Genomic DNA, 24,590 nt, shown 5'->3' on the forward strand with positions numbered 1-24,590 from the left:
TTGTTTCGTGACTGGTAGCGCAATCATGTTGCGGTGAATCGCGGTAACAGTCGCGATCGCGACCTAGTCTGCGACGTCAATAGTGGCGCGCACAAAAGGGGGGGATGACCGTTATGCGCAGCTTTGCGCCGCTCACGTCCAATACCAATCGTTTTTCGCGCCTTCTGTTCGGGGCGTCCGCCGGTGCGCTGTGCATCGCCTCGCTGAGCGCGCCCGCCTTTGCGCAGGCCGCCGATCCGCAGGCTGCGGCCGGAGCGGACCAGTCCACCTCCTCGCCGACCGGATCGGTCGCGGGCCAGGGGACGGCCGGATCGGCGACGCCGCCGACCAGCGCCGCTGTCGGCACCGCCGGATCGCAGCCCGCCGCGGGCGATGAGGTCGGCAGCGAAAAGGAAGTCGTCGTCACCGGCATCCGCCAGAGCCTGGCGAACGCCCAGTCGATCAAGCGCAATTCCGACACCGTGGTCGACGCGATCACCGCCAGCGACATCGGCGCGCTGCCCGACCGTTCGGTGACCGAGGCGCTTCAGCGCGTGCCCGGCGTGTCGATCAGCCGCTTCGCCGCCGCCAACGATCCCGATCACTTCTCGGTCGAGGGTTCGGGCGTCGCGGTGCGCGGCCTGACCTTCGTCCGGTCCGAGTTCAACGGCCGCGACACCTTCTCGGCGGGTATCGGCGGGCAGGCGATCAACTTCTCCGACGTGCCTGCCGAACTGCTGGGCTCGGTCGAGGTGTACAAGAACGCCACCGCCGATCTGATCGAGGGCGGCCTGGCCGGTACGGTCAATCTGAACACCCGCAAGCCGTTCGACAACAAGGGTTTCCATATCGGCTTCACCGCCGAGGGCAATTATGGCGACTTCAAGAAGAAATGGTCGCCGACGGGCTCGCTGCTGGTCAGCAACACCTGGGATACCGGCATCGGCCGCTTCGGCCTGCTCGGCAACATCTCCTACTCGCGCGTTCGCAGCCGGGCGGACAGCATCCGCATCACCAATATCCAGACCCGCGACAACACGCTGGCGCTGGCGGCCAATTCGACCACCGCGCAGAATTGCCGCAACCCCTTGCCCGGCACGGTCGACCAGACGACGCTGCCGGTCGGCGGCACGACCGGGTTTGCGTGCGGTGCGGCCAGCACGCCGGGCGCGGACGGCTATCTCGACCCGGCATCGCTGCGCTACGCACCGATCGGCGGCCAGTTCGCGACGCAGGAATTCGATCGCAAGCGTGACGGCATCGCGCTGGCAGGCCAGTGGCAGAGCAATGACGAGCGCACCGTCCTGACCGCGCAGTTCCTGCGGACCCACACGGTCAACAACACGTCGGAGCGGACCTTCGAGACCGCGCCCGACCTGGCCGAGTACAACACCTACCCCGTCGGCTGTCTCCAGAACAATCTGGGCCCCAACAACGCGACGATCGCCCAGTGCCCGACCGGCACGACCAAGAACTATGTCTATGACGCCAACGGCCTGTTCCAGTCGGGGTACATCACCGCGCCGGGCAACGGGTATCGCGGCAATTGCAGCGGTCAGGCGACCTGCTGGGTTCCCACCGGCGGTACGCAGCAGTCACTGGCGCGCGGCATGACGCGGGACGAGAACACCGTCACCGATTTCGGCGTCAACCTGAAGACCCAGCTCGACGACCATTGGTCGGTCAATCTCGACGGTGACTATACCCGTGCGAAGAAGACCAACACCGATCTGCGCGTGTTCGGCTCGACCTTCGCCGACTCCGAACTCGACCTGTCGGGCAATCTGCCGGTCGTCATCCCGCACAAGCCGACGACGCTCCAGGCAAGCTGGGCGACGCCCAACCCGACCTTGAACCAGCAGAGCGATTCGCAATATTTCGCCAACCGCAACGTCCAGTTCTGGCGCGCGGCGATGGACCATCTCGAAGAGAGCGTGGGCCGCGAATATGCGTTCAAGGCCGATGTCGACTATAAGTTCGACGAAGGCAGCTTCTTCACCCGCGCGCGGTTCGGCGCACGCTATGCCGACCGCGCGTCGGAAGTGCGCTACACCACCTATAACTGGGGTGCGCTGTCGGAAGTCTGGTCGGGCAGCAACCCGGTGTCCTTCGCGCAGCAGCCGGGCCAGACCGAGCTCTATACCTTCCCGAACTTCTTCCGTGGTGCGACCAACGGTTCGCCGTCCGCCTATTATTATACCGGCAACATGACGGACGATTATCAGCAGGCGGCGGCCTATTTCCAGTCGATCGGCAATTTGTGGAAGTCGGCCAATGGTTCGACCGCCACGACCTGGTCGCCGCTGGCGCAGCGGGCGGGCGTCGTGTCGGGCACGCCGTATCTGCCGTCGGAAATCCAGCTGGTGAACCAGCAGGACAAGAACGCCTTTGCGCAGCTGAACTTCGCGACGCCGGGCGATCTGTTCCCGGGCGTTCGGATGAGCGGCAACATCGGCGTCCGCTATGTCCTGACCGACGTGACCTCGGCAGGCTCGATCGGTGCGCCGACCCGGCAGCAGACGGGCACGACCGACGAGTTCGAGGTCCGGTGCGCACCGCAGACCACGACGCAAAATGGCGTCAGCGTCACCGCCGTGCCGACGGGCATCTGCCAGCTCGGCAGGCCAGCCTATAACGCGATCCGGCAATTCTCGACCGGGGTCACGACGCCCGATACGGCGCGCAGCCAATATCATTACTGGCTGCCGAGCATGAACTTGAAGTTCGGGATCGGTCGCGACGTGGTGCTGCGTTTGGCGGCGTCGAAGGTGATGACGCGTCCGGACTTCGCGAATATCCGCAACTTCCTGCAACTCGGCTTTGATGCCAATGGCGGCCAGATCACCGCGACGGCGGGCAATCCCTATCTGAAGCCCGCCACCGCGTGGCAGTTCGACGCCACGGTGGAATGGTATTTCGCCCGTGTCGGCCAGCTGTCGTTGGACGTCTTCTACAAGTCGGTGAAGGACTTCTTCTACCAGTCGGTCACCACCCGCAACATCACCAGCAACGGCATCACCCAGTCGGTGCTGGTGCGCGGGCCGTCCAATTATGACGGCACGGGCAAGATAAAGGGCTTCGAGGCGGCGTATCAGCAGACCTTCGACTTCCTGCCGGGGCTGCTCGGCGGTCTGGGGGCGAGCGGCAGCTATACCTATATCGACAGCTCGGGCCTGCCCAACTCGTTCCTGAACGGCGGTGCTCCGGCGAACAATTCGAACATCAAGCCGGGCAATATTCCGCTGGAGGGGCTGTCGCGGCATACGGTCAACGCCGCGCTCTTCTATGAAAAGGGTCCGGTGTCACTGCGGGCGGCGTATAACTGGCGTTCGAAATATCTGCTGACCCCGGCGGATGTGATCTTTCCCTATACCTCCATCTATCAGGATGCAGGCGGGCAGCTCGACGCGTCGGCGTTCATCAACCTGAACAAATATCTGAAGATCGGCGTGCAGGGCGTGAACCTGGCCAATCAGGTCATCAAGACCGAGCAGGCCTATATCAGCGGTTCGACCGCTACGGCGCCGCGCTCGTACATCGTCAACGACCGCCGCTTCACCTTCGCGCTTCGCGGCACCTTCTGATCCGGAAGGTTCGGCCGGGGCCTTCGGGCTCCGGCCGGAGCGTGACGTGCGACCGCCCGCTTCCCATGGGGAGGCGGGCGGTCCTTTTTGGATGGGGGGTGGATTCCCGCCCCCTTTCAGCCCATCAGTTATGCGGCAATTTCGACCGATCGAACCCCGGCCCCAGATCGAGCAGGAAGGCCGGTCCGACCTCGATCACCTGCTTGGCCCCGGCCAGCTGGACCGAGATATTGGCCTTGCCCGCGGCATAGGCCTGGTTCGCGACGCCGGTGACATAATAGCGTTTCCAGGTCGATCCGACCCGAACCGGCTCGGTCGCGATCGGGGTGTAAGGCGGCTCGGAGCCGCCCATCCCCACCGGGATCGTCACCGGCGCGGCGTCGGTCGCATCGGGCGCGCGCAGGAAGACCATGACCAGCATCGTGTCGCCCGCCGCGATCGGCTTGACCGTCGGATAGGTGACGCCGCTGTCCCAGGGATTGGCCCCGGCGCGTGCGACCTTGATCTGGACCGCGGCCCCGCCCGGAACGTCCGTCGCGGGCACCTGCCTGGCGGTCTGGTTGGGGCCATAGGGATTCCACCCGATGCCCGGCGCGTTGACCGCCTTGTCGAAGATGCTGGGCTGCGCGGCGGCGCTGGGTGCGGCCTGTCCCGGCGCGGCGGGCAGCGTGGCCAACAGCATGGCAATAAGTCCGATCATGCTCCTTCTCCCCATTTTGGAACGGCCGGTCGTTCCGGTCCGTCGCCAAAATCGTATCGCGCCCGGTCCGTTTTCCTCAAGGGGAAACTCGCCGGGCGCGATCCCGTTACTGGCCGACGATCCTGACCAGCGGCGCCAGCGTCTGGCCGGTCGGCAGGCGGCCCCCGGCGGTCAACTGGCGGGTGGCGTCGTTCCAGCGCAGCGTGGCGCTGCGCCCGCCGCCGGTGCGATAGGCATTGGTGGTGCCGTCATCGTCATAAAGGGTGAAACTGGCATCGCGGCCCGGATAGACGCGAATGCTCTCCAGGGCTTGCGCGGTCGCGGTGCTCGGCACCTGGACGCCCATCGGCACGATCGACCCCGCCCGCACGAACAGCGGGATATGGTCGATCGGCGCCGCCGCCTCGATCCACTGGCCGCCCGTATAGCGCTTGTCGGTCCACCAGTCATACCAGTCAGTCCCGGCGGGCAGATAGACGCGGCGCGCCGTCTGCCCCTGTTCGGTGACGGGCGCGACCAGGAAGGCGGGGCCGAACATATATTCGTCGCCCAGCGTCTTCACGACCGGATCATTGGGAAAGTCCATGAACAGCGCGCGCATGAACGGCGCGCCGCTCTGGTTCGTCTGCCGCCCCAGCGCATAGATATAGGGGATCAGCGCATAGCGGAGCCGCAGGCTGCTCGCCAGGATCGGCTCGGCCGCCTTGCCATAGTCCCACAGCGCGGTGCCGGGCCGCTGGCCATGGATGCGCAGCGTCGGGGTGAAGGCGTTATACTGGAACCAGCGGACGAACAGCTCGGGATAATCGCGGTACGACGGCGCCATCGCGGTCGCGCCCGCCGGATCGACCAGCACCGGGGCCTGCGCCTCCGGCCCGCTCGGCCATTGCCAGCCGCCCGTGTCGCTCGACCAATAGGCGATGCCGCTGGCGGTCATGCCGAGCCCGGCGGGCACCTGCCGCTTCAGCGCTTCCCAGTTGGATTGCACGTCCGACGACCAGAACAAGCAGCCATTGGCCTGCGTCCCCAGATAGGCGGCGCGGCACAGGATGACGTTGCGCATGGTCGGCCGGTCGCGCGCCGACCCGTCCGCGACGCTGGCGGTGTGGAGCAGCGGATAGACGTTGCGATAGCGGTCGCCCGAGCCGATCGCGAAGAAATGCCCCTCCGGCACCAGATCGGGTTCGGTCTCGTCCAGCCAGGCATAGTCGAAGCCGTTCGAGAAGATATTGTCGCGGATCTTGCCCCAGAACCACTCGCGCGCCTCCGGATTGGTGCTGTCGATCAGCGCGCCCGCCCGGTCGGAGCGGATGGGCAGACCGTCGACCGGCTTGCCGTCCTTGTCCTTCATCAGCCAGCCCTTGGCCGCCAGCGTGTCGAACCAGCGGCTCTCGCGCTCGAAACGCGGCCAGATGCTGATGATGCTGCGCATGCCCATCGATTTCAGATGCGCGTTCATCCCCGCCGGATCGGGAAAGGCGGTGCGGTCGATGTCGAGCTGCCCCATCCGGGTCCAGTAGAACCAGTCGAGCACCATGATGTCGAGCGGCAGGCCCCGGCTGCGATAGCCGTCGGCGATCTCGGTCAGCTGGCCTTGCGTCTCATAGCGCGCCTTGCTCTGGATCAGGCCGAAGGCGGCCTTGGGCGGCAAGGGCGTCGCGCCGGTCAGCCGGGCGTAACCGGCATAGAGCTCGTCTGCCGTCCTGCCCGCGATGACAAAGAAGGATACCCGCTCGCCGACATTGGACTGGAACTTGGTCGCGTTCATCAGGCCGGGCGACACGGTCGCGGCCGAGGGATTGTCCCACAGGATCGCATAGCCCTTGTCCGTCACCATGAACGGCACGCAGACGGACTCGCCGCCGGGCCGGTCATAGTCGTGGCGGCAGTCGATCGTCCGGCCGCGCAGGTCGAGCACGCCGTCCTGATATTGGCCCAGCCCGTAATAATGGGTGTCGGGGGTGTCGGCGAAGTTCGCGCCCACCTTGAACGTCGCCTCGCCCGAGACGGTGTGCGGCGCCATCTCCCACCCGTTCATCCGGGTCAGCGGCTTGCCGTCGGCCCCGGCGAAGCTGATCGCTACAGGGGGCAGCGAGGGCGCGAAGTAGCGCTCCATCTGGCTGGGCGGCTTGGGCCAGGGCTGGGCGGCGACGGTGACGTTCAGCCCGGCCGAGGTGAAGATGTCGCCGCTGGTATCGGTGCGATGAGTCCAGCCGGTCGCATCGCTCCGGGCGGTGATGCCATAGCCGGGCTTGGCCTCCGCCAGCGTGCGGTCCATCGCGATGGTGACGCGCACGATGCCGGGGGCATAGGGTTCGACCGAAACCTGCGCGCCGTTGCGCTCGATCGTCGCCAGCGGATCGGCCGAGAGGGCGAGGGGGGCGCTGCCGCAGAGCAGCGCGGCGGCGGCGATCAGTCGCTTCGCCATTCGTCCGCGTCGGTCGCCCGGCGCCGTGGCGCGCGCTATGCTTCGCATGATCCTCATCCCCTTTAGAAACCCGATTATGTGACCGCTAACCCCTATCGCCCCGTCATGCGGCGGGGAAGTGGTTGATTTGCCCGGTCAGGCCATGAACGGGTCGCTCACCGTGGCGCGGTTCGCCTGGTCCTGCCGCCCGGCCAGGCGACGGCGATAGTCGGGTTGAGCCGCACGGGTCAGCATCATGTCGTACCAGCCCAGATCGGCGGCCAGCGACCAGCGATGCGCGCCGGGGGCCAGCGCCACGGTCCGCGTCTCGCCGCCCCCGGCCGTGGCGCGCACAATGCGAAGATCGGCGATCGCGGCGGGGACGGTCAGGTGCAGCATGTCCTCGGCGACCCGCCATTGCAGCGGCTGTGGCATCGCGCCCCGTCCCGCCAGATGCCGGTGGAACCCGCCCGGTCCCAGGATCCACAGGTCGTAGCGTCCCTCGGCATCCAGGTTCCAGCGATCCTCGATCCGGGTGCCGGCAGCCAGCGCATAGCGGCGCGGCACGCGGTCGAGCGCCAGCCGGTCATAGACATGGAAGACCGCGCCCGCGCCCTCCGCCTGGAACCGCAGGCCAAGGCCGTCGACCTCGACCATCTCCTGCACCTCGAGCCGATAGGGCAGGGGGCGGGCGCGGCGGAGGCCGGGCTCCTGGCGGGGCATGCCGGGCGCCATGGGTGCCTCTGGGCTGACCTGTCCCTTGATCGCGGCCGCCCGGATCGCCTCGCCGCGCGGATCGGGCAGGCGGGGTGCGGCATCCCCGCTCGCGGCAAAGTCGAACGCGCTGGTCAGGTCGCCGCAGATCGCGCGTCGCCAGGGTGAGATATTCGGCTCGTGAAAGCCGAAGCGCGTCTCAAGGAAGCGGATGACGCTGGTGTGGTCGAAGACCTGCGAGTTGACCCAGCCGCCCCGGCTCCAGGGCGACACGACATACATGGGCACGCGCGGTCCCAGGCCATAGGGGCGGCCGCGATAGGCGGGCTTGTCGACATCGGCATCTCCGGTCGAGGGCACGTCATGATATTCGCCCGCCAAGTCGACGGTCGATCCGCCGAGCGGACGGCCATCGGCCCCGCGCGACGGCGGCGCGGGCGGCGGGACATGGTCGAAAAAGCCGTCATTCTCGTCGAACATCACAAACAGAGTGGTCCGCGCCCAGACCTTGGGATCGGCGGTCAGCGCGTCGAGCAGTTCGGCGGTATAGGCCGCGCCCTGTGCCGGGCTTGAGGGGTTGGGATGTTCCGACCCGGCGGCGGTGGCGATGACATAGGACAGCTGCGGCAGCCGCCCGGCGAGCACATCGGCCTTGAGCACGTCCAGCCCGCGCGTAGTCAGCGCCCGGTCCTTCAGCGCCGGATCGCCGCGCCCGTGATGCGCCTCGCGAAAGGCCGCGAAACCGACCAGCGGATTGTCGGTGAAATTGTCCGCCATGTCCTGATAGATGCGCCAGTCCACGCCCGCCGCCTGCATCCGCTCGACCGTACTGGTCCAGCGATAAGGATCGGCCGCGCCGCCATCCTCGGCGAAGCTGTCATGCGAATTGCTGATCGCCGGGCCGCCCGCCTTGCCCGAAGGATCGTTGGTGCCGGTCCACAGGAACAGCCGGTTGGTGTTGGTCCCCGTCTGGATCGCACAGTGATAGGCGTCGCAAATGGTGAAGGCCTCGGCCAGCGCGAACTGGAAGGGGATGTCGGCGCGGGCATAATGGCCCATGGCGCGCTGCTTCTTGGCCTCGGGCCAATGCGCCATGCGCCCTTCGTCCCAGGCGGATTGCGCATCGGGCCAGGTGTGCGGGGTGCCCTCCATCCGCATCAGATCGAAATGGGCACGCGTGTCTAGCCGGAAGGGCGACACCAGACGCGGGCCGTCGGGGGCGGTGCGGTCCATCTGCTGCCAGACGGTGCGCGGCTCGCCGCCGGACGTGGTCGGGGCGAGCGGGATGGGGAAGCGGTCGCCAAAGCCGCGCACCCCGCGCATGGTGCCGAAATAATGATCGAAGCCGCGATTTTCCTGCATCAGGATGACGACATGCTCGACATCGCGGATGGTACCGGTGCGCCGGTCGGGGGCGATCGCGGCGGCGCGGGCGATGGCGGGGGGCAGGGCGCTGGCTCCGGCAAGCGCGGCACCGGCGGACAGGAGTGAGCGGCGGGAGAGTGTGACCATGTCCCGTCATGGCGGAAATCGTTGACGTTTCCATGACGCCATTTTCTTCCTCCCCTGCAAGGGGAGGTGGCGCGCGCAGCGCGTCGGAGGGGTGTCCCGCTACCGAGAGGGTGACACCCCTCCGTCAGGCCTGACGGCCTGCCACCTCCCCTTGCAGGGGAGGAATGAGGGGGCGAACTATACGCCGTCTATATGCGAAACCGGGCAATCGCCCTCGCATTGCTACGCCGCCCAGGCCTAATTGCCCGGCCCTGGAGGTCGCCCATTTCTTCGCGGCGGCCTGTCCATAGGGGCATATATGAAGACCATCACCATTTGCGCCGCCACGGCGCTGTTCGTGTTTCCGGCCGCCGCATCGGCGCAGACCGCCGAGACCGCGCCGCCGCCGCCCGTGACGGTCAGCGGTTCGGCCGCGATCGTCTCTGACTATCGGCTGCGCGGCATTTCGCAGTCGGACGAGCATATGGCGGTGCAGGGCGGCATCACGCTGACCCATGAGAGCGGCGCCTATGTCGGCACCTGGGCGTCGAACCTGGCGGGGTGGGGCACCTTCGGCGGCGCCAACATGGAGCTGGACCTGATCGGCGGGTACAAGACCCGGATCAGCCCGACCGGCACGCTCGACGTCGGCCTCACCTGGTACATGTATCCGGGCGGCGCGAACAAGACCGACTATGCCGAACCCTTCGCCAAGCTGTCGGGCACGACCGGCCCGGTCTCGCTGACCGCCGGTGTCGCCTATGCCCCCAAGCAGCAGGCGATCGGCAAATGGTATGATAACGGCGCGAGTGCGGCGGCGGGCGTCTATGACCATTCGGGCGCCAAGAGCGACAACCTGTATCTCTGGGGCGACGGCGCGGCGGCGATCCAGGGCACGCCGATCACCGCCAAGGCGCATATCGGCCATAGCTGGGGCATGAACGGCCTCGGCCCCAACGCCACCGCGCCGACACCGACTGGCGACTATTGGGACTGGTCGCTGGGCGCGGACACGACGTGGCGCAACCTGACGCTGGGGCTGGCCTGGGTCGACACCGACATTTCCGACCGCAAGGCCGCCTATCTGCGGCCGAGCTTCAGCAAGGGGCAGGACGGCACCGGCAATATCGCGGGCAGCACCTTCCTCGCCACCCTCACCGCCGCCTTCTGAGGAGCTGCGACATGGACGATCTGATCTGGTTGCTGGTCATGGCCGGGCTGGTGGCGGCGACGCTCGCCTATGGCCGCCTGTGCGACCACGCGTGAGGAGGGCCGAGCCATGACCCTCGACCTCTGGCTGGCGGCGCTGACCGCATTCGGCCTTCTCGTCTATCTGGTGGCGGTGCTGATCCGCCCCGAACGCTTCTGAAGGAGGCGGCATCATGACGCTTCAGGGATGGGCCCTGATTTTGGGCTTCGTCGCGATCCTGCTCGCGCTGACCAAGCCGGTCGGCGCATGGCTGTTCGCGCTGTACGAGGGGCGGCGCACGGCCCTCCACGCTGTGCTCGGTCCCGTCGAGCGCGGCTTCTACACGCTGTCGGGTATCGACCCGGAGGCGCAGCAGGGCTGGCGCCGCTATGCGCTGCACATGCTGATCTTCAACGTGGCGTTGATGGTCTTCACCTATGCGGTGCTGCGCCTGCAATTCTACCTGCCGGGCAATCCGCAGGGGCTGGCCGGGCTGACCCCGCATCTGGCGTTCAACACCGCGATCAGCTTCACCACCAACACCAACTGGCAAAGCTATGCGGGCGAGTCGACCATGTCGAACCTCAGTCAGATGCTCGGCCTGACCATCCACAACTTCATGTCGGCGGCGACCGGCATCGCGCTGGCTTTTGCGCTGTTCCGGGGCTTTGCGGGGCGCGAGACGAAGAATCTCGGCAATTTCTGGGCCGATGTGACGCGCATCACCCTGTATCTGCTGCTGCCGGTCAGCATCGTCTATGCGGTGTTCCTGATCGCCAGCGGCGTGCCACAGACCATGGCAGGCGTGGTCAATATCGACACGCTGGAGGGCGTGCGCCAGTCGATCCTGCTCGGCCCGGTGGCCAGCCAGGAAGCGATCAAGATGCTCGGCACCAATGGTGGCGGCTTCTTCAACGCCAATAGCGCGCATCCGTTCGAGAACCCGACCGCGCTCACCAATTTCGTCCAGATGCTGTCGATCTTCGTGATCGGCTTCGGCCTGACCTGGTGCTTCGGCAAGGCGGTCGGCAACACGCGGCAGGGCTGGGCGATCCTGGCCGCGATGGTCCTGCTGTTCCTGGGCGGCGCGACCGTGGCCTATTGGGCGGAAGCGGCGGGCAACCCCGTGCTGCACCAGCTGGTCGTCGCAGGGAGCAATATGGAGGGCAAGGAGGTCCGCTTCGGCGTCGCCGCGTCCGCCCTGTTCGCGGCTGTCACCACGGCGGCGTCGTGCGGCGCGGTCAATGCGATGCATGACAGCTTTACCGCACTTGGCGGCATGATCCCGCTGTTCAACATGCAGCTGGGCGAGGTCGTCATCGGCGGCGTGGGGGCAGGAATCTATGGCTTCCTGCTGTTCGCCATCCTGGCGGTGTTCGTCGCCGGCCTGATGGTCGGTCGCACGCCCGAATATGTCGGCAAGAAGATCGAAGCCCGAGAGGTGAAGCTCGCCGTCCTCGCCATCGCCGTCCTGCCGCTGTTCATCCTGGGGCTGACCGCGCTGTCCTGCGTCACGCAGGCGGGTCTTGCGGGGCCGCTCAACAAGGGGCCGCATGGGTTCGGCGAGATCCTCTATGCCTTCACCAGTGCGGTGGCGAACAACGGCTCGGCCTTTGCGGGCCTGACCGCCTCTACCCCCTGGTATGATGGCCTGCTGGGCGTCGCCATGTGGGTCGGCCGCTTCTTCATCATCGTGCCGATGCTCGCTATCGCGGGCAGCCTGGCGGCGAAGAAGCATGTCCCCGCCTCGGCCGGGTCCTTCCCGACCACGGGTGTGCTGTGGATCGGTCTGCTCGTCGGCATCGTGCTGGTGCTGGGCGGCCTGACCTTCCTGCCGAGCCTCGCCCTTGGTCCCATCGCCGATCATCTCGCGATGATCCGCGGTCAACTCTTCTGATCGGGAGCGCCATTCATGGCCAATTCCCCTACCAAGAGCCTGTTCACCGCCGAGCTCGTGCTCCCGGCGATCAAGGCCTCGTTCGTCAAACTCAATCCGCGCGAACTGATCCGCAACCCGGTGATGTTCGTGACCGCGGTGGTTGCCGCCCTGCTGACCGTCCTGCTCGTCGTCGGGCATGACGGGCTGACCACCGGCTTCAAGCTGCAACTGGTCGTCTGGCTGTGGCTGACCGTGTTGTTCGGCACCTTTGCCGAGGCGCTGGCGGAAGGCCGGGGCAAGGCACAGGCCGCGTCCCTGCGCGCCGCCAAGGCCGAGCTGACCGCCAAGCGGCTGACGAGCGCTGGCCAGGAGTGGGAGAATGTCCCCGCCAGCGCGCTGAAGATCGGCGACGTGGTGCTGGTCGAGACCGGCGACCTGATCCCCTCGGACGGCGAAGTCGTCGCGGGCGTGGCGAGCGTCAACGAAGCCGCGATCACCGGCGAGAGCGCGCCCGTCATCCGCGAGGCGGGCGGCGACCGTTCGGCGGTGACGGCGGGCACCCGCGTCATCTCCGACGAGATCCGCGTCAAGGTGACGGTCAATCCGGGTCAGGGTTTCCTCGACCGCATGATCGCGCTGGTCGAGGGCGCCGAGCGTCAGAAGACCCCGAACGAGGTGGCGCTGACCATATTGCTCGTCGGCCTGACCATCATCTTCCTGATCGCGGTCGGCACCATTCCGGGCTTCGCCTCCTATGCGGGCGGCAGCATCCCGGTGGCGATCCTGGCGGCGTTGCTCATCACCCTGATCCCGACGACCATCGCCGCGCTGCTGTCGGCGATCGGCATTGCGGGCATGGACCGTCTGGTCCGCTTCAACGTGCTCGCCAAGTCGGGCCGTGCGGTCGAGGCGGCGGGTGATGTCGACGTGCTGCTGCTCGACAAGACGGGCACCATCACCATCGGCGACCGTCAGGCGAGCGAGTTCCGTGCCGTCGGCGGCTCGGACGTGGATGCGCTGGCCGAGGCGGCGCTGATGGCCAGCCTGGCGGACGAAACGCCGGAAGGTCGCTCCATCGTCGTCCTGGCGCGCGAGCAGTTCAAGGTGTCGATCGCCAGCCTGCCTGCGGACGCCGAGATCATCCCCTTCACCGCCCAAACCCGTATCTCGGGCGTGCGGATCGGCGAGCGGCTGATCCAGAAGGGCGCGGTCGACTCGATCCTGCGCGCCCATCCGGGTGTGGGGGAGACGGCGGCGGCGACCCAGCTGCGTCGCATCACCGACGAGATCGCGCGCGCCGGTGGCACGCCTTTGGCGGTGGCGGAAAATGGTCGCCTGCTCGGCGCCATCTTCCTGAAGGACGTGGTCAAGGCGGGCATCCGCGAACGTTTCGGCGAGCTGCGCCGCATGGGCATCCGCACGGTGATGATCACCGGCGACAACCCCCTGACCGCCGCCGCCATCGCCGCCGAAGCGGGGGTGGACGACTTCCTCGCGCAGGCGACGCCCGAGGACAAGCTGGCGCTGATCCGTCAGGAACAGCAGGGCGGCAAGCTGGTCGCAATGTGCGGCGACGGCACCAACGATGCCCCGGCCCTGGCGCAGGCGGATGTCGGCGTCGCGATGAACACCGGGACCCAGGCTGCGCGCGAGGCGGGGAACATGGTCGACCTCGACAGCGACCCGACCAAGCTGATCGAGGTGGTCGGTCTCGGCAAGCAGTTGCTGATGACGCGCGGCGCGCTGACGACCTTCTCGGTCGCCAATGACGTGGCGAAGTATTTTGCGATCATCCCGGCGATGTTCGTGGCGCTCTATCCCGGCCTCGGCGTGCTGAATGTCATGGGTCTGGCGACGCCGCAATCGGCGATCCTGTCGGCGATCATCTTCAACGCGCTGATCATCCCGCTGCTCGTGCCGCTGGCGCTGAAGGGCGTCGCCTACAAGCCGATGGGGGCGGGGCCGCTGCTGGCGCGCAACCTCGCCATCTATGGCCTGGGCGGCCTGATCGCGCCGTTCGTCGGCATCAAGATCATCGACCTTGTGGTCGGTGGCCTGGGACTGGCGTGAGCTGAGGGCAAAAGCCCCTCCCCTTTCGGGGGAGGGGCTTGAGGAAGGAAGCATCATGAACACCGACATTACAACCGCATTACGGCCCGCGATCGTCATGACGATCCTGTTCGCGGTCCTGCTCGGATTGGTCTATCCTCTGGCGATGACCGGCATCGGACAGACGATCTTCCCGCATCAGGCCAGTGGCAGTTTGGTGCAGGTCGGGGGGCGCGTAATCGGCTCCGAAGTCGTCGGGCAGGCGTTCGTCAGCGACCGCTATTTCCAGACGCGTCCCTCGGCAGCGGGCAAGGGCTATGACGGGCTGGCCTCGTCGGGCTCGAACCTGGGGCCGACCTCGCAGGCGCTGGCCGACCGGGTGAAGGCCGAGGTCGCCAGGCGCCGGGCCGAAGGCGTGATGGGTGATATGCCCGCCGACCTCGTCACCGCCAGCGGATCGGGTCTCGACCCCGATCTGTCGCCCGAAGCCGCACTGGCGCAGGCCGCCCGCATCGCCCGTGTCCGCGGCCTGGGCGTCGAACAGGTCCGCGCGCTGGTCGTCGCCAGGACCGAGGACTCGGTGCTGGGCGACCCCCATGTCAACGTCCTCGCCCTCAACCGCGCGCTGGACGCCACGCCCGCGCGATGACGGCAGGCGAGCCGCGCCCCGACCCCGACGCCCTGCTGCGCGCCGCCGAGCGCGAGGGGCGCGGCCGCCTGAAAATCTTCCTCGGCGCAGCCCCCGGCGTCGGCAAGACGTTCGAGATGCTCTCCGAGGGCGCGGCACGACGCCGCGACGGCGTCGATGTCGTCGTCGCGGTGGTCGAGACGCACGGCCGGGTCGAGACCGAGGCGCTGGTGCGCGGGCAGGAGGTCATGCCCCGCCGCGCCGTGCCCTATGAGGGTCGGACGCTGCACGAGATGGACATCGATGCGGTCCTCGCCCGCGCGCCGCGCCTCGCGCTGGTCGATGAACTGGCGCATACCAATGCGCCGGGCAGTCGCCATCCCAAACGCTATCAGGATGTCGAGGAGCTGCTGGCGGCGGGGATCGACGTCTATTCCACCGTCAATATCCAGCACGTCGAAAGCCTGAACGACGTCGTCGCCAGCTTCACCCGCGTCCGGGTGCGCGAGACGGTGCCAGACCGCATCCTGGAGGCCGCCGAGATCGAGGTGGTCGACATTCCGCCCGACGAGCTGATCGAGCGGTTGAAGGCGGGCAAGGTCTATCTGCCGCAGGAAGCGACGCGGGCGCTGTCGCATTTCTTTTCCAAGTCGAACCTGTCGGCATTGCGCGAACTGGCGCTCCGGCGGGCGGCGCAGGCGGTTGATGCGCAGATGCTCGACCATGTCCGCAGCCTTGGCGTCGGCGGGCAATGGGCGGCGGGCGAGCGGCTGGTCGTCGCGGTCAGCGAGCTGCCCGGTGCCGACGAACTGGTCCGCGCCGCCAAGCGCGCGGCCGATGCGCTCCGCGCGCCCTGGACCGCCCTGTTCATCGACACGCCGCGCACCGCGACTTTGGGCGAGGCGCAGCATCGGCGGCTGGCCGCGACGATGACTTTGGCGACGCAACTCGGCGCGGCGGTCGCCACCGTGCCCGCGCCCAGCGTGGTCGAGGGCATCCGCGCCTTCCTGACCGATGCCCGCGCCACGCAGCTGGTCGTCGGCAAGGCCAAGCGCTCGCGCTGGTTCGAGCTGCGCCATGGCTCGGTCGTCGACCGGCTGGTGCGCGAGACGCCGGGCGTCACCGTCCATGTCCTGCCGGTCGGCGAGGTCCCGGTCGGGCGCGAGCGGACCCGGCGGCGCGGGCAATGGGGTTCGCCCACCGGCTATGGCCTGACGCTGCTCGGCGTGGCCTTGGTGACGGGCTTGGCGAGCGCGCTGTTCCATATCCTCAACCTGGGCAATGTCGCGCTGCTCTATCTGCTGCCCGTCATGGCGGCGGCGAGCCTTTACGGCCTGCGCACCGGGCTGTTCGCGGGGCTGGCATCGAGCCTCGCCTATAATTTCTTCTTCCTGCCCCCGGTGGGCACGCTGAGCGTCAGCAATCCTGAGAATGTCATTTCGATCTTCGTCCTGCTGGGCGTCGCGGTCGCGACCAGCCAGCTGACCTCGCGCGTGCGGGCGCAGGCCGACCTCGCGGCGGCGAGCGCGCGCGACAATGCGACGCTGGCGGGCTTCCTCCATCGGCTCAGCGGCCTTGCCGACCCGGCCGAGGCGGCGCGCGTGATCTGCGAAGACATCGCGCGGCTGTTCGAGGTGCAGGCGTTGCTGCTCACCCCGTCGCCCGCCGGTCTGGCGGTGCAGGCGGCGACCAAGCCCGATTACCGGCTGGAGACGATGGAAATGGCCGCCGCGCACTGGGCCTTCGACACCGGCACGCCGGCGGGCAAGGGGTCGGCGACGTTGGCCGCGTCCGAATGGCTGTTCCAGCCGCTCAAGGCGGGTAACCGGACGCTCGCCGTTCTCGGGCTGGCGCGTGAGGCGGGGGGCGAGCCGGTGCGCGCCGACCGCCTGCCGCTGCTGACCGGGCTGATCGACCAGGCGGCACTGGTCCTCGAACGGTTGCGGCTGGAGGCGGAGGTGCGCGATGTCGATGCGGTGCGTACCCGCGACCGGCTGCGGGCGGCGCTGCTGTCCTCGGTCAGCCATGATCTGCGCACGCCGCTGACCGCAGTGATGGCCGCCGCCGCGCAGTTGCGGCAGGGCGCGACGCCCGATCTGATCGCGACCATCGAGGGGGAGGCGGCGCGGCTCAACCGGTTCGTCGCCAACCTGCTCGACATGGCGCGCGTCGAGGCGGGGGCGCTGAAGCTGAGGATCGAGGCGATCGACCTGAGCGATGCGGTGACCGGCGCGGCGCACGACGTCCGCCGCGCGCTGGAGGGGCATGCCGTGCGGCTCGACGTGCCGCCCGACCTGCCGCTGGTGCGTGCCGATCCGCAATTGCTGCATCATTGCCTGCTCAACCTGCTCGACAATGCCGGGCGCTATGGCGATCCGGGGACCGAGATCGTGATCGAGGGGCGGCATCGCCACGGCAGCTTGCGCCTATCGGTGCTGGACCATGGCCCCGGCCTGCCGCCGGGCCGCGAGGCCGAAGTGTTCGAGACGTTCCGGCGACTGGAGGGCTCCGACCGGGTCGTCGGCGGCACCGGCCTGGGCCTCGCCATCGTCAAGGCCTTTGCGGAGGCGATGGGTCTGAGCGTAGAGGCGGGCAATCGCGACGATGAAAGCGGTGCGGCCTTCGCCCTGGTCTTTCCGCGCGACCTGATCATGCGCGACGGCGCGCCGGAGGGAATGGCCTGATGCCCGCGACGATATTGGTGGTGGACGACGAAGTCGCGATCCGTCGCCTGCTGCGCAACACGCTGGAGCAGGCGGGGCACAAGGTGGTCGAGGCGCGCGACGGCCGCGACGCGCTGGCACGCGCGGCGGCCGAGCATCCCGATGCGGTGCTGCTGGACCTGGGGCTGCCCGATCGCGACGGGCTGGGCCTGATCCCGCTGCTGCGTGCGGCAGAGCGGGTGGTGCTGGTCGTGTCTGCACGCGATGCGACCGAGGAGAAGGTCGCCGCGCTCGACCTGGGTGCGGACGATTATGTGACCAAGCCGTTCGACACCGACGAGCTGCTGGCGCGGCTGCGCGTCGCCCTCCGCCACGCCCGCGCGGCCGAGGCGGCGCCGACGATCGTGCGGACCGGCGACCTGGCGATCGATCTCGATCGTCGCTTGGTGACGCGCGGGGGTGAGGAACAGCATCTGACCCGCAAGGAATATGACGTGCTGGCGGTGCTGGCGCGCCATCCCGGCCGGGTGGTGACGCATGACCGGATCATTGACGCGGCCTGGGGCGGGGACGAGGATCCGCGCATCGACTATTTACGCATCGTCGTGCGCAACCTGCGCCAGAAGCTGGAAGCGCCGCAGCCGGTTGGGAGCGTCATCGCGAACGAACTGGGCGTGGGGTATCGGTTGCGGGTGGAGGGGTAGCTCCCTGTTCCCCGGCGAAGGCCGGAGCCCAGTTTCTACGAACAGCGTGGCGCGCCAGCCGATGCGGGGGAGGCTATAGCGACCGCGTCGTTGATGCCTCCCACGCATTGCCGTGTGCGCCACGGGCCGTACCGAAACTGGACCCCGGCCTCCGCCGGGGTACGAACGTAAGTCAGCCGACCTTCTCACCCGTCCGCAGCGTCAGCACTTCCACCCCGCTCTTCGTCACCGCGACCGTATGTTCGAACTGCGCCGACAGCTTCCCGTCGTCTGTCACGACCGTCCAGCCATCCTCGCCGGTCGACACCTTGTGCCTCCCCTGGTTGATCATCGGCTCGATGGTGAAGGTCATCCCCTCGCGCAGCACCGCGCCGGTTCCCGGCCGTCCGAAGTGCAGCACATTGGGTTCCTCGTGCATCTCGCGCCCGATGCCATGGCCGCAATAGTCGCGCACCACCGAATAGCCGTTCGCCTTGGCATGTTTCTCGATCGCCGCGCCGACATCGCCCAGCCGTGCGCCGGGCCGGACCTGGCGGATGCCCTTCCACATCGCCTCCTGCGCGACGCGGACCAGCCGCCTCGCGCCGGGCGCGACCTCGCCGACCATATAGGTCTTGCTGGAATCGGCGATGAAGCCGTTCTTTTCCAGCGTGATGTCCAGATTGACGATGTCGCCGTCGCGAACCACGTCGTCGGCGCTGGGCACGCCGTGGCAGACGACCTGGTTGATCGAGCTGTTGAGCACATAGGCAAAGCCATATTGCCCCTTGCTCGCGGGCCGGGCCGACAGGTCGTGGGTAATGAAATGCTCGACCCTATCGTTGATCGCCAGCGTCGACATGCCCGCCAGCGTCAGCCCGTCGAGCATCTCGAACACTTGGGCGAGCAGCCGTCCCGACACGCGCATCAGCGCCAGCTCGTCCGCCGTCTTGACCATGTCAGGCGACCATCGGCTGGGGCAGAGCGGCATCGGCGGCGGCCATCTGCGCCTTTACGATGTCATGGAAGCTGAGCGTCGGATTGGCCTCGGCCAGCATGCCCATCTTCATCCAGAATTCGGCCTGTGCGTTGATCGAGCGGCACATGACCGTGCTCGCGCGGCGGACCTCTTCATGGAGGTGATCGTCGATTTTGACTATGCCCATATACGAAGCATATACGGTTCATATATTGCTGACGCAACCGCGTTCAGTAACGCGCGGTCGGGCGGCTGAGGACGAAGCCCGCACAGCCCGCCATCGCCGCCCCGACCAGCAGCGCCAGCGGCCAGCGCGGGGCCGCCGTCAGCCAGAACAGGCCATAGCCCAGCGCCATGCCGCCGCACGCCATGGCCTTGCCCTTGACCCCGATCGCGCCGTCCCGTCGCCAGGCCCGCAGGGTCGGGCCGAAGCGCGGATGATCGAGCAGCCACGCCTCCAGCCGGGGCGACGAGCGCGCGAAGCAGCCCGCCGCCAGGATCAGGAAGATCGTCGTCGGCATCAGCGGCAGGATCGCCCCGATCACACCGAGCGCGACGAACAGCAATCCCAGGACAAGCCAGCCGAGCCGTATCATGGGTGATGCGTAGCGGGGGGCGAGCATGGGGGGAAGGGGACCCGCGCCCGTGACATGGCCTTGGGGGGAGGGCAGGCCGCAAAGCCCGCCCCGCCCATTATTCGCCCGCCACGCCCAGCTGCGACAGCATGAACGCCTGCCACTCGGCATTCTGGCGGATGCGCTCGAACCGCCCCGACTTGCCGCCATGCCCGGCCTCCATATTCACCCGGAACAGCAGCGGGTTGGCGTCGGTCTTCGTCGCGCGCAGCTTGGCGACCCATTTGGCCGGTTCGTAATATTGCACCTGGCTGTCCCACAGCCCGGTGCCGACATAGAGCGCCGGATAGGCCTTGGCCGCCACATTGTCATAGGGCGAATAGCTGAGCATGTAATCGTAAAAGGACTTGTTCGCCGGATTGCCCCACTCGTCATATTCGAAGGTCGTCAGCGGGATCGAGGCGTCGAGCATCGTCGTCACCACGTCGACAAAGGGCACCTGCGCGATGATGACATTGTAATCCTGCGGCGCCATGTTCGCGACCCCGCCCATCAGCAGGCCGCCCGCACTGCCGCCCATCGCCGCGACCCGGCCGGGCGCGGCATATTTCTGCGCCACGAGATAACGGGTGACGTCGATGAAGTCGGTGAAGCTGTTCTTCTTGTTCAGCAGATGGCCGTCATCATACCATCCGCGCCCCATTTCCTGCCCGCCGCGAATATGCGCGATGGCATAGACCACGCCGCGATCGAGCAGCCCGATCCGCCCCGGATCGACCCCCGGATCGGTCGAAATGCCATAGCTGCCATAGGCATATTGAAAGAGCGGCGCGGTGCCGTCGCGCTTCACGTCGCGGCGATAGACCAGTGAGACGGGCACGCGCGTTCCGTCGCGGGCCGGGGCCCAGACGCGTTCGGTGACGTAGCGGCTGGGATCATAGCCGGGCACCGGCGTCACCTTGAGCGTCCGGCGCTCGCCGGTGCGGGCATTGACCTCAAAGGTCGTGGTCGGCGTGACCAGCGAGCCATAGGTATAGCGGACCCAGGGCGTATCCGGCTCCTCGTTGGTCGACAGGCTCATGCGATAGGCGGGTTCGTCCGCCTTGACCGGGATCGACTTGCCCGCATCGGTCAGCAGGCGGATCATCCGGTTGCCGCCCTCGCGCTGGTCGATCGCGACGAACCCCTGGAACGGCTTGAAATCCTCAATGAACACGGTGTCGCTGCCGGGCACCAGATCGCGCCAGGCGGCGACCCCCTTGGCCATGTCGGCATCGGCCAGCGTCACGAGCTTGTAGTTCTTGGCCCCGCGATTGGTGCGGATGATCCAGCGATGGCCCAGATGGTCGGGGCTGTAGCGGAACTCGCGCTCGCGCGGGGCGATGACGGTAAAGCGGGTGGGTGCGGTCGCCGGCGCGCAGCGTTGCTCGTCGCTGACCGTGCTCTGGACGCCGATGCAGATATAGCGATCGTCGGTCGTCCGGCCGATGCCCATCTGGAAGGTATCGTCCTTCTCCTCATAGAGCATGCGGTCGTCGCCGACCGGCGTGCCCAGCCGATGCGCCATGACCCGATAGCCGCGCAGCGTCACCGGGTCCTTGGCGATATAGAGGATGGTGCGGTTGTCATCGGCCCAGATGATGTTGGGCTCGATATTGGTCACGGTGTCGGCAAGGATGCGGCCGGTCGCGATGTCCTTGACCTTCAAGACATATTGCCGCCGCCCGACCGTATCCTCGGCCCAGGCGACCATCTTGTTGTCCGGGCTGACCGACCAGTCGGACAGTGAGAAGAAATTGTGGCCCTTCGCCATGGCCGGCTGGTCGAAGAGAAGGGTGGCGGGGGCGCTCTGGCTGCCCTGCCGCCGTTCGATCAGCGGATAGTCGGCGCCGGTCACGAAGCGCGAGGAATACCAATAGCCGTTCTTGCGATACGGGACGCTGCTGTCGTCCTGTTTGATATGCGCGACCGTCTCGTCATAGAGCCGGGTCTGGAGCGGCTTGAGCCCGGCCAGCTGCGCATCGGCATAGGCGTTCTCGGCGTTGAGATAGGCGAGCATCTCCGGATTCTTGCGGGTGTCGTCGCGCAGCCAGTAATAATCATCCTCGCGCGCGCCGTTGGGCGAGGGCACCTGATAGGGCTTCTTCGCGGCGACGGGCGGGCGGACTGGAGCCTCCTGCGCCATGGCCGGGATCGCCAGCGCGACCAGACTTGCCGCCGCCATCCAACGCATCGTCATTCGCTTCCCCCCGATCGATCCATGGGGGGCAGGATGGCGGGGCCTGCGCGCCGGTGCAAGCCCGTCAGGGCGCCGCGATCCGGTGGACGATGGTGCGAATGGCCTCCCGGTCGAGCGGATCGCGATCGATGGAGTTGTGGATGCCGATCCCCTCGACCAGCGCATCCAGCGCGCGCGCGGTCAGCGGGTCGAAGAAACGCTCCAGCGCGGCGCGGCTGTTGTTCATCCACCCCTGCATCACGGTCGAGACCGAAGGGTGGCGCGCGGCAAAGGCATAGAGTTCATAGCTCAGCAGCAGCGTGCGCGGCTCCGCCCAGACCGACCCCGCGATGATGTCGATGATCGCCTCGCGCGCGCTGTCCGCATCGCTGGCCCGCGCCATATGCGCGGCGAAGGCGGCGGAGGAACGCTCGGCCAACTGGACGAAGGCGGTGGTCAGCAGCTCCTCCAGCGAGGCGAAATAATAGGTGACCGACCCCAGAGGCACCGCCGCCTTCGCCGCGATCCGGCGATGCGTGGTCCCCGGCACGCCCTGCTCGGCGACGACATCCAGCGTCGCGTCGATGATGCGTTGCCGCCGTTCGGGATCGTTCCGTCGTGCCTCGCCGCCTGCCACACCACACTCCCTGCCGCTCGATGGCGGGTCGTACACGGCTTGCCGCCGATGCGACAGGCACGCCGCGCGATCCTTTTCGGCCTGTCCCATGACTGGGGGCGAAGGCGGCGACCGTGACGCTTCGGCACGGGGAGGGGCCTGCTGCAAAGGTTTTTGTTAACCCGGCATGTCTATCGTTCCATGCCACTATGCGGGGGCATGGCGACGAATTCGAGAGACACAGGGAGTTTGCAATGAAGAACCTGCGGATCGGTACGAAGCTGATAAGCTGCTTCGCCGTCGTGCTGGTGGCCTTGCTGATCGTCGGCGGGCTTTCCATTCGCAATCAGAACGCCCTGAGCGCCAATGCCGCCGATATCGCCCAGCGGCTGGCGCGTCTCCAGAAGCTGACCCACAGCATCGATACGCAGACGTCGAACACCCGCGCCGAAGAAATGACCCATATCGTCAGCACCTCGCCCGAGGTGATGGACGCGCATGAAAAGGCGATGCGCAAGGCGGCCGACATCATCAACAAGTCGCTCGTGGAGGTCGCGTCGCTGGAACAGGACCCGACCGCGAAGGCCGCGATGCAGGACTTCGCCGCCGTCTGGCAACGCTATTTCGACCATGTCCCCGCCACGATCGCCCTGTCCCGCCAGGGTGAGGTCGCCGCGGCGCAGGCCAGCGCGCTGACCGAGGTCAAGGATTACGACGCGCAGAACGCCGCGCTCGGCCGGGCAGAGGACGCCTATACCGCCGCCATGGACGCGGCGCGTGCCAAGGCCGATTCGATCGCCTCGACCGGGCGACTGATTACCCTCGCGATGATCCTGGCCGCGGTGGCGCTGACGGTGGCGCTGCTCGTCCTGTTGATCCGCCAGATCGCCAAGCCGTTGGGCACGATGACCGAAGCGATGGGCCGACTGGCGGCGGGCGACATGCATGTGTCCGTCCCCGAAGCCGATCGCCGCGACGAGGTCGGCGATCTGGCCCAGGCGATGACCCGGTTCCGCGACCAGCTCGCGGCGGCGGAGCGGGCCAAGGCGGAGCAGACGACGCTGATCGTCGACAGCATTGGCCATGGCCTGTCCGAACTGGCGCGCGGCGACCTGCTGACCCGGATCGACACGCAGCTGACCGGCCCGTTCGCCAAGCTGAAGACCGACTTCAACGCCGCCGCCGAAGCCTTGCAGGACGCGCTGGGCCGGGTGTCGACCGCCGTGTCGGGCATCAACGGCGGCGCGAGCGAGATCCGCACCGCCTCCGACGACCTGTCGATGCGCACCGAGCAGCAGGCCGCGAGCCTGGAGGAAACCGCCTCGGCGATGGACGAGATCACCGCGACGATGCGCTCGACCGTCGAGCGGACCGCCAGCGCCAATGCGGCGGTGCGCAACGCGCGCGAGCTGGTCGAGAGGTCGGGGGGCATCGTCCGCAACGCGGTCGAGGCGATGAGCGGCATCGAGCGGCGGTCCAACGAAATCTCCGAGATCATCGGCGTGATCGACGGCATCGCCTTTCAGACCAATCTCCTCGCGCTGAACGCCGGTGTCGAAGCGGCGCGCGCGGGCGATGCGGGCAAGGGCTTCGCCGTCGTCGCATCGGAAGTCCGGGCGCTGGCGCAGCGTTCGGCCGACGCCGCCAAGGACGTCAAGGACCGGATCAGTGCTTCGTCCGAACAGGTGGCCGAGGGCGTCCGTCTGGTCGGCGAGACCGGGGACGCGCTGACCGGCATCATCGACCGGATCGTCGAGGTCAGCAGCCTGGTCGGCGAGATCGCCAGCGCGGCCGAACAGCAGGCGGCCGGGCTCCAGCAGGTCAATACTGCGGTCGGCGAGATGGACAGCGTGACCCAGCAGAATGCCGCGATGGTCGAGGAAGCGACCGCTGCCGCGCGCAGCCTGGCGGCGGAAGCCGACGGCCTGGCCAACCAGATCGCCCGTTTCCGCATCGGGATGCCCGCGCCCGCGCCGACCTCGCCGGTCCATGCGCTTCAGGACCGGGTGGCGACGGCGGCGCCGCGCATCCGCAGCAGCGCCCCGGCGCCGCGTGTCCAGGGCAATGTCGCGCTGGCCGACGATGACTGGGATGCCTTCTGATCCGTCCGTCTCGCTGCGGCGGCGCAGGAAGGCATGATGGGAAAAACGACATAGATTAGGCCGCTTCGTACCTTTCTTTACGCCGCAGAAACGATCCAGAAAAATTTCGGTGCGATGGGGCGCGTCGAAACGGA

General features: G+C 67.5%; 17 protein-coding genes. 9 read left to right on the top strand and 8 right to left on the bottom strand.

Annotation, left to right across the window (positions count from 1 at the left end; genetic code table 11):
• Positions 1 to 113: 113 nt before the first annotated feature.
• On the top strand, positions 114 to 3,563 hold the full coding sequence (locus QE363_RS07775) for a TonB-dependent receptor (RefSeq protein ID WP_405053217.1): 3,450 nt from the start codon (positions 114 to 116) through the stop codon (positions 3,561 to 3,563).
• Between the two features lie 124 nt (positions 3,564 to 3,687).
• Here QE363_RS07775 and QE363_RS07780 read toward each other — a convergent pair whose 3' ends face one another.
• The 3 genes from QE363_RS07780 to QE363_RS07790 form a co-directional block, all read right to left on the bottom strand.
• A complete protein-coding gene (locus QE363_RS07780) occupies positions 3,688 to 4,263 on the bottom strand; it encodes a hypothetical protein (protein WP_309693971.1) in 576 nt (191 codons plus the stop codon).
• Between the two features lie 106 nt (positions 4,264 to 4,369).
• The gene (locus QE363_RS07785) at positions 4,370 to 6,691 is read right to left on the bottom strand and encodes a TIM-barrel domain-containing protein (RefSeq protein WP_309698144.1); all 2,322 of its coding nucleotides are present in this window, start codon (positions 6,689 to 6,691) and stop codon (positions 4,370 to 4,372) included.
• 135 nt (positions 6,692 to 6,826) lie between these two features.
• On the bottom strand, positions 6,827 to 8,896 hold the full coding sequence (locus tag QE363_RS07790; RefSeq protein WP_309693974.1) for a phosphocholine-specific phospholipase C: 2,070 nt from the start codon (positions 8,894 to 8,896) through the stop codon (positions 6,827 to 6,829).
• A gap of 298 nt (positions 8,897 to 9,194) precedes the next feature.
• Here QE363_RS07790 and QE363_RS07795 point away from each other — a divergent pair, with 298 nt between their 5' ends.
• From QE363_RS07795 to QE363_RS07825, 7 genes are all read left to right on the top strand, one after another.
• A complete protein-coding gene (locus QE363_RS07795) occupies positions 9,195 to 10,046 on the top strand; it encodes a TorF family putative porin (protein ID WP_309693976.1) in 852 nt (283 codons plus the stop codon).
• 108 nt (positions 10,047 to 10,154) lie between these two features.
• Positions 10,155 to 10,244, top strand: a complete 90-nt coding sequence (gene kdpF / locus QE363_RS07800) for a K(+)-transporting ATPase subunit F (protein ID WP_115378396.1) — start codon at positions 10,155 to 10,157, stop codon at positions 10,242 to 10,244.
• A gap of 13 nt (positions 10,245 to 10,257) precedes the next feature.
• Positions 10,258 to 11,961, top strand: coding sequence for a potassium-transporting ATPase subunit KdpA (gene kdpA / locus QE363_RS07805; protein ID WP_309693981.1), 1,704 nt, complete (start codon positions 10,258 to 10,260; stop codon positions 11,959 to 11,961).
• Positions 11,962 to 11,976: 15 nt separating this feature from the next.
• Complete coding sequence (gene kdpB / locus QE363_RS07810; protein WP_309693983.1) at positions 11,977 to 14,013, top strand: potassium-transporting ATPase subunit KdpB; 2,037 nt, start codon at positions 11,977 to 11,979, stop codon at positions 14,011 to 14,013.
• Positions 14,014 to 14,068: 55 nt separating this feature from the next.
• Positions 14,069 to 14,641 (top strand): potassium-transporting ATPase subunit KdpC, encoded by a 573-nt coding sequence (gene kdpC / locus QE363_RS07815; protein WP_309693986.1) that lies wholly within the window; start codon positions 14,069 to 14,071, stop codon positions 14,639 to 14,641.
• Positions 14,638 to 17,304 carry a sensor histidine kinase KdpD gene (locus QE363_RS07820; protein WP_309693989.1) on the top strand — a complete coding sequence of 889 codons (2,667 nt, stop codon included), beginning with the start codon at positions 14,638 to 14,640 and terminating at the stop codon, positions 17,302 to 17,304. The genes kdpC and QE363_RS07820 overlap by 4 nt, the downstream gene beginning before the upstream one ends.
• Positions 17,304 to 17,987: a response regulator transcription factor gene (locus QE363_RS07825; RefSeq protein ID WP_309693992.1), complete on the top strand. Its 684-nt coding sequence runs from the start codon at positions 17,304 to 17,306 to the stop codon at positions 17,985 to 17,987. The genes QE363_RS07820 and QE363_RS07825 overlap by 1 nt, the downstream gene beginning before the upstream one ends.
• Positions 17,988 to 18,159: 172 nt before the next feature.
• Here the strand turns inward: QE363_RS07825 and map are convergent, their stop codons facing one another.
• From map to QE363_RS07850, 5 genes are all read right to left on the bottom strand, one after another.
• Positions 18,160 to 18,924, bottom strand: coding sequence for a type I methionyl aminopeptidase (gene map / locus QE363_RS07830; protein ID WP_309693995.1), 765 nt, complete (start codon positions 18,922 to 18,924; stop codon positions 18,160 to 18,162).
• Position 18,925: 1 nt separating this feature from the next.
• Positions 18,926 to 19,132 (bottom strand): ParD-like family protein, encoded by a 207-nt coding sequence (locus QE363_RS07835; RefSeq protein ID WP_307104209.1) that lies wholly within the window; start codon positions 19,130 to 19,132, stop codon positions 18,926 to 18,928.
• Positions 19,133 to 19,175: 43 nt separating this feature from the next.
• Complete coding sequence (locus tag QE363_RS07840; RefSeq protein ID WP_309693999.1) at positions 19,176 to 19,541, bottom strand: YbaN family protein; 366 nt, start codon at positions 19,539 to 19,541, stop codon at positions 19,176 to 19,178.
• A gap of 97 nt (positions 19,542 to 19,638) precedes the next feature.
• On the bottom strand, positions 19,639 to 21,759 hold the full coding sequence (locus tag QE363_RS07845) for a S9 family peptidase (protein WP_309694002.1): 2,121 nt from the start codon (positions 21,757 to 21,759) through the stop codon (positions 19,639 to 19,641).
• A gap of 64 nt (positions 21,760 to 21,823) precedes the next feature.
• The gene (locus tag QE363_RS07850) at positions 21,824 to 22,375 is read right to left on the bottom strand and encodes a TetR/AcrR family transcriptional regulator (RefSeq protein WP_307104215.1); all 552 of its coding nucleotides are present in this window, start codon (positions 22,373 to 22,375) and stop codon (positions 21,824 to 21,826) included.
• A gap of 233 nt (positions 22,376 to 22,608) precedes the next feature.
• On the opposite strand from QE363_RS07850, the gene QE363_RS07855 reads away from it, so the two are divergent.
• Positions 22,609 to 24,456, top strand: coding sequence for a methyl-accepting chemotaxis protein (locus QE363_RS07855; RefSeq protein ID WP_309694006.1), 1,848 nt, complete (start codon positions 22,609 to 22,611; stop codon positions 24,454 to 24,456).
• Positions 24,457 to 24,590 lie beyond the last annotated feature (134 nt).

Source organism: Sphingomonas sp. SORGH_AS_0870 (assembly GCF_031453175.1).
GTDB lineage: Bacteria > Pseudomonadota > Alphaproteobacteria > Sphingomonadales > Sphingomonadaceae > Sphingomonas.